Source organism: Flavobacterium psychrolimnae, from assembly GCF_003312425.1.
GTDB classification, from domain to species: Bacteria; Bacteroidota; Bacteroidia; order Flavobacteriales; family Flavobacteriaceae; genus Flavobacterium; species Flavobacterium psychrolimnae.
In genome coordinates, this window is the sequence record NZ_QNUX01000022.1 from 20,887 (window position 1) to 27,017 (window position 6,131).

Sequence of the window (6,131 nt, forward strand, 5' to 3'; positions counted from 1 at the left end):
AAAAAAATGTAATTTCGCAGACTATGAAAATACAAGACATTCAAGCGATACAGTTGTTATTATCAACTCCAAAAAAAATTGCCATAATCCCTCACCGCGGTCCTGACGGAGACGCCATGGGTTCTACACTGGGTTTATACCATTTTTTATTAAAAAATAAGCATCATCCTGTAGTCGTTTCTCCAAATGAATTTCCGGATTTTCTGGCCTGGATGCCGGGTTCAGAAACCGTCAAAATATTCGAAAAAGACAAACAAAACTGCACCAAAATTCTCGAAGATGCAGAACTTATTTTCACATTAGACTTTAATGCGTTGCATCGCACCGGCGAAATGGAACATGTTCTAGCCAAACTGACCGCTCCTTTTGTAATGATTGATCATCATCAAAAACCGAATGATTACGCTGTGGTAACTTATTCCGACACTTCGTTTGGATCTACATGCGAAATGCTTTATAACTTCATATCGCATCTTGGAAAAAAAGAAGACATCGATAAAACTATCGGAACTTGCATTTATACTGGAATTTTAACTGATTCCGGTTCGTTTCGTTTCCCAAAAACAACTGGAACTACCCATAGAATTGTAGCTGAACTAATTGATTTAGGCGTTGAAAACACTGAAATTCCAAGCTTATTATTCGACAACAGTTCTTTTGGACGATTACAAATATTGGGAAGGGCACTTCAGAATATGAAAGTGATAACGGAACATAAAACAGCATACACGACACTTACACAAGAGGAATTGAATTCCTTTGATTATGTAAAAGGAGATACGGAAGGAATTGTAAATTACGGACTAAGTATTAAAGGAATACTTTTTACCGCTATATTTATAGAAAATAAAGAAGAAAAAATCATCAAGATTTCATTCCGTTCCCAAGGTGACTTTGATGTCAATCAGTTTTCAAGAGATCATTTTAACGGTGGTGGACATCGCAATGCTGCCGGAGGAAAATCAGAAGTTTCAATGGAAGAAACGATTCGGAAATTTGAAGATTTAGTAACAAAACTAAGCATATAATCCCATGAAAAATAGTAGCCGAATCGCAATTATATTCTTTCTTTTTGTCCTCGTTTCAAGTTGCAGACAGCAACAAGACGCCAGAAGACCTATTTCTCAAGCTTCAGGAAGTTTCATGAAGAAATCTATAGCGCGTAACAAGAAACTGGTAGCCACTGAGGAAACTAAAATTCAGGATTTGATCAAAAGTAATCCTAATGTAGTCTATCTGGCATCCAAAAAAGGATATTGGTATTCCTATGTGACTCGAAATGAAATTGATTCTTTAACTCCGAAAAAAGGAGATGTCGCTTTTTTTGATTATGAAATCAAAGATTTGAAAGGCACCATCATCTATTCTGAACTAGAATTAAGACCACAAATTTATTACGTGGATAAGCAAAATATCATGATGGGATTGCGTGACGGAATCAAATTGATGCGTAAAAACGAGAAAGTAAATTTCCTTTTTCCATCAAATATGGGCTATGGTTACCATGGTGACAACAAAAAAATTGGCACGAACCAACCCTTAATTTGTACGGTAACGCTTCGCGATTTCAAATCTGAGGCGGTCTATAAAAAAGAAAGTGAACTAAAAGCAAAAGCTGCTCCAGTGGCTGCTCCAATAAAAACAGAAACCCCTGCCGTAAGTAAGAATGCGGATACTATAACTCAATAAAATTAAATTTAGAAATGAAAAAAAAGATCCTATTCGTATTCCTGGTAATTGCTTCATTTTACTCTTGTAAAGAAGAACACAACAACCTTCCTGATGGTTTATATGCTAAAATTGAAACCAATAAAGGAGAAATAATTGTACAATTAGATTTCGAAAAAGCACCGATTACGGTGGCTAATTATGTAGCCTTAGCCGAAGGAAAAAATGAATTTGTAACCAATGAAAATCTTAAAAACAAACCTTTTTTTGACGGATTAAAATTCCACAGAGTCATCAAAGATTTCATGATACAAACCGGAGATCCACTTGGAACAGGTTCTGGAGATACAGGATATAAGTTCAAAGATGAATTTTCAGATTTGAGATTTGACAAAGGCGGTGTTTTGGCTATGGCCAATAACGGACCAACGACCAACAGCAGCCAGTTTTTTATTACGCATCTTGCAACACCTTGGTTGGACGGAAAACACACCATTTTTGGTCACGTAGTCGAAAATGGAATGGAAGTAGTAAATAAAATTGAACAAAACGATTACATCAATAAAGTAACCATCATCAGAAATGGTGAAGCGGCAAAAAAATTCAATGCTGTAAAAGTATTCACTGATTATTTCGCTGTAGAATCTGAAAATCAAAAGAAAAAAGCAGCTATCGACGCTGAAAACAAAAGAGTATACAACGAAAAGTACAAAGTAGTTCGCGAACAAAAAGTAGCGGAATTTGCTGATTTAAAAGCAAAGGCTACCAGAACACCTTCGGGATTACAATATGTGATTACCAAAAAAAGTGGTGGTAAAAAACCCGCTAATGGCGCTAATGTTTTCATACACTACGCAGGTTTTCTGGAAGACGGAGAATTATTTGATGCGAGTGTTGAAAGTGTTGCAAAAACATTTGGGAAATATGATGAAAATAGAGCCGCTCAAAACGGATACCAACCCATCCCTTTTCAAGCCGGCAAAAAAGATGGCATGATTCCTGGTTTCATCGAGGGACTGGAGCAATTATCTTTTGGTGACAAAGCCGTAATTTTCATTCCATCCCGTTTAGGATATGGAGCAGCGGGCGCTGGAGGAGTAATTCCACCAAATGCAAACATCATTTTTGAAATCGAATTATTAGAAAAAATGCCCCAATAATATTAAAAACAAGCCTTTAAATTAGCACAACATGAAATTTAAAATTCTAATTTTATTATTTCTGGGAATGGTCAACGTACATTCTCAAACGGTCAAGAAATCCATTCCTGCCAAAAAACCGGTGACAACAGTGAAAGCAACTGTAAAAACACCAGTGAAGCCTGCTGTTAAAGCTCCGGTAGTTATTGAGGGAATTTTTGCAACAATCGCCACCAATAAAGGGAATATTGTATTGGAATTAGAATACAAAAAAGCACCCGTAACTGTGGCAAACTTCATTGCACTTGCCGAAGGTAAAAATACATTTGTATCGCAAGAAAACCTGAAAGGAAAACCCTTCTTTGATGGTCTAAAGTTTCACCGTGTCATCAAAGACTTCATGATTCAGGGTGGAGATCCTTCGGGAAATGGTTCTGGTGGTCCGGGTTATTCATTTAAAGATGAATTCACTGACTTGAAACATGACAAACCTGGAATTCTTTCTATGGCAAATTCTGGACCCACTACTAATGGAAGCCAGTTTTTTATAACCCACAAAGCAACGCCTTGGTTAGATGGAAAACACACCGTTTTTGGTCACGTCACTGAAGGAATGGCTATTGTAAATTCAATTGCGCAAAGCGATGTGATTACAAAAATTACCATCGTAAGAAAAGGCGCTTTAGCCAAAAAATTTGATGCTCCAAAAGTGTTCGCTGATTATTTCAACAATAAATCCGAAGACCAAAAGAAACAGGATTTAATAAACGCTGAAAATAAAGCAAAACAAGCTGCTCTAGAAGCTGAAAACAGAGTAAAACGTGAAGCTCAAGAAGCGCAAGCCAAAAAAGTGTACATGGAAAAATACGGTCCTGTAGTAGCTGCCAAAAAAGCCTATTTAGCCACCGTAAAAGCCACAGCAACCACTACTCCATCCGGATTAGCCTATAAAATAATTGAGAGAGGAACCGGAGTAAAACCAGATAATGGAACAACATTTTATTTTCATTATGCCGGATATTTTGAAGACGGAACCTTATTTGACAGTAGCTATGAGGAAGTCAACAAAACCTACGGAAAATTTGATGCAAATCGTGCCGCTCAAAACGGATACAGAGCCTTCCCATTTGAAGCCGGAAAAAAAGACGGTATGATACCTGGATTTATCGAAGGATTGGACAATATGACGATTGGCGATAAAGCAGTAGTTTTTATTCCGTCAAATCTAGCCTATGGTGAGAGAGGTGCTAGCAACGTTATTCCGCCTAATACAATGCTTGTTTTCGAATTGGAAATGCTGGAAAAACAACCGGCCCCAAAACAATAAAAATCAAAAAAATGCAATAAAAAAAACCCGATAGATTTTGAAATCTGTCGGGTTTTTTATTACAATTTATTCCTGAAAATCCTGACTACATTACTAGAAACCGGTGATTATCCGTTTCGTTCGCGTGATCAGCATTCCGTTTTCAATTATTTCTTTCCAAATTTCCAGTCAAATTCATCTTTCTGATTGATAATGGCACCAATCTCAAATTTCACTACTTCATCAAATTCGGTTTGAAAAATCATCCAGTTTTCCTCGTTGAAATAATTTTCGAACGTATCAAACTCTTCCTGAGTAAATTTAATGATTCCTTTGCCAGCCAAATCTTTTTTGACTTCACTAATTTTTCTATTGATTATTTTGTATCCAAACAGTTCCAGTTCAGGACTCGACGCTACGATATAACCCAATTTAAAATCTTCCTCGACATAGAACGTCAAACGCATTTTTAGTTTATTATAAGCAAAAATCACATTGTCATCCTCGTCTTTATAATTGCGGTCTGGTTTACCGTAAATTACGGTAACATCATTTTGTTTCATTCCGAAAATGAGCCTGTCAATTCCGTGTTTTGGATTTATTTTCATATTCATTTATTTGGCTGCAAAGTTCGCAAAGTTTTTCGCAAAGTCTACTACCTTTTTATTTAAAAATTGATGGCGGTAAAAATCCCAGATTTGTGTGCCGCAGTTCCGTATTATGGCGGACAACCCACTGCAGCCGAAGCCGAGAAAATAAAAACACCTATCCTCGCGCAATATGCCAGTTTAGACACCCGCGTAAATGAAGGCTGGCCAGCTTTTGAAGCCATCCTTAAAAAGAACAAAGTAGAACATACCGCTTATTTCTACGAAGGGGTGAATCATGGTTTTCATAACAATACCACACCCAGATACGATGAAAAAGCCGCCACTTTATCCTGGACACGAACGATTGATTTTTTTAAGGAGAAATTAAAGAAATGATTTATATTTAAAAAGTCCCTTGAGTGGGACTTTATTTATTTTTTAAGAAAATACTGCTAAAATTAAATAGAACCCAAGAATTTATTATATTTGAAAATAAATAAAATCTGATACTTATCAGACAAAGCCACCCAATATAAGGGAGATAAGTCTGACTTTGTCAGACCTATATACTAGTTACCAGCTATTTTACAGAATCGAATATGAAAGAAAATTGGCTTTTTATTAAAACTGCAGATCATTATGGAAACTCTGAGATTATTCAGATTGATGGAGATATCATTGATTATTTTGTCGTTGAAAAAATTGACGAAATCTGTCTAATAAAAAACGGAAACAGAAATGAAAAGCTAAGCGAAACAGAGCATAAATTTATAAATCAAAATCGAATTAGATTTTTCAGAAATGGAAAAATTTACAAAGTTTTAAGCGATGAAAAGTCTATAACTGAAGATTGTATATTCGAAAATGATTACGAAAAACTAAACGCAACAGAAACTGAATTAACAGAAAGTGAAATTCAGAATTTAAAGTTTGTGTTTAATTGGAATGGAGAAAAAAAGAATCTTAGGTTCAATGAAGTTTTGGACTCGCCAGTTATACAAGAAATAAACAAACGTTTGAATAAAGAAGGAAGTAGAATTGTACTTGAAAAACTAAATGAAACGCTATTTGTTTCACTTTATATAGACAATTCTCTTGATAAACTAATTCCTATAAAATATGTTGACAGACAAAAGATGATTTTATATGGTTTCCCAAAAGAACCTTATGAAATTAATTGTCCAATAATAGAATAAAAAAAACAGCTGGTAACACACGCTACAAGCGATTTGGGCAATTGGCTTAATTTAAAAATGGTCTTGTATTTGAAAGATTTGGCAAATCCGAAAATAAGGCTTTATTTAAGCCCAAACCGCTTGTAGCGCGAGAACGTCAGGCTGTGAAAAAACCTCTTTTTTGCGTTAAAATCTTCAATTTTTCCTTTTCTACAATCCAAAAGAAAGCCTTTTAAGAAAGGTCTTTTTTAGG

General features: G+C 35.6%; 6 protein-coding genes and 1 pseudogene. 6 read left to right on the forward strand and 1 reads right to left on the reverse strand.

From position 1 onward, the window contains the following. Positions 1–23: 23 nt before the first annotated feature. From DR980_RS16140 to DR980_RS16155, 4 genes are read left to right on the forward strand one after another with little or no spacing between them, the layout of a single operon-like run. Positions 24–1,028 carry a DHH family phosphoesterase gene (locus tag DR980_RS16140; RefSeq protein ID WP_113637999.1) on the forward strand — a complete coding sequence of 335 codons (1,005 nt, stop codon included), beginning with the start codon at positions 24–26 and terminating at the stop codon, positions 1,026–1,028. A 4-nt stretch (positions 1,029–1,032) separates the two neighbouring features. Continuing rightward, on the forward strand, positions 1,033–1,689 hold the full coding sequence (gldI, locus tag DR980_RS16145; RefSeq protein WP_113638001.1) for a gliding motility-associated peptidyl-prolyl isomerase GldI: 657 nt from the start codon (positions 1,033–1,035) through the stop codon (positions 1,687–1,689). A gap of 14 nt (positions 1,690–1,703) precedes the next feature. After that, the gene (locus DR980_RS16150; protein ID WP_113638003.1) at positions 1,704–2,828 is read left to right on the forward strand and encodes a peptidylprolyl isomerase; all 1,125 of its coding nucleotides are present in this window, start codon (positions 1,704–1,706) and stop codon (positions 2,826–2,828) included. 31 nt (positions 2,829–2,859) lie between these two features. Further along, the gene (locus DR980_RS16155) at positions 2,860–4,134 is read left to right on the forward strand and encodes a peptidylprolyl isomerase (RefSeq protein ID WP_113638005.1); all 1,275 of its coding nucleotides are present in this window, start codon (positions 2,860–2,862) and stop codon (positions 4,132–4,134) included. A 146-nt stretch (positions 4,135–4,280) separates the two neighbouring features. On the opposite strand, the gene DR980_RS16160 is transcribed toward DR980_RS16155, so the two are convergent. After that, positions 4,281–4,721 carry a hypothetical protein gene (locus DR980_RS16160; protein WP_113638007.1) on the reverse strand — a complete coding sequence of 147 codons (441 nt, stop codon included), beginning with the start codon at positions 4,719–4,721 and terminating at the stop codon, positions 4,281–4,283. 66 nt (positions 4,722–4,787) lie between these two features. Between DR980_RS16160 and DR980_RS16165 the strand changes: the two are divergent. Further along, positions 4,788–5,099, forward strand: a pseudogene (locus DR980_RS16165) (dienelactone hydrolase family protein); the annotation flags it as partial. 203 nt (positions 5,100–5,302) lie between these two features. Further along, positions 5,303–5,899: a hypothetical protein gene (locus DR980_RS16170; protein ID WP_113638009.1), complete on the forward strand. Its 597-nt coding sequence runs from the start codon at positions 5,303–5,305 to the stop codon at positions 5,897–5,899. Positions 5,900–6,131: the final 232 nt, after the last annotated feature.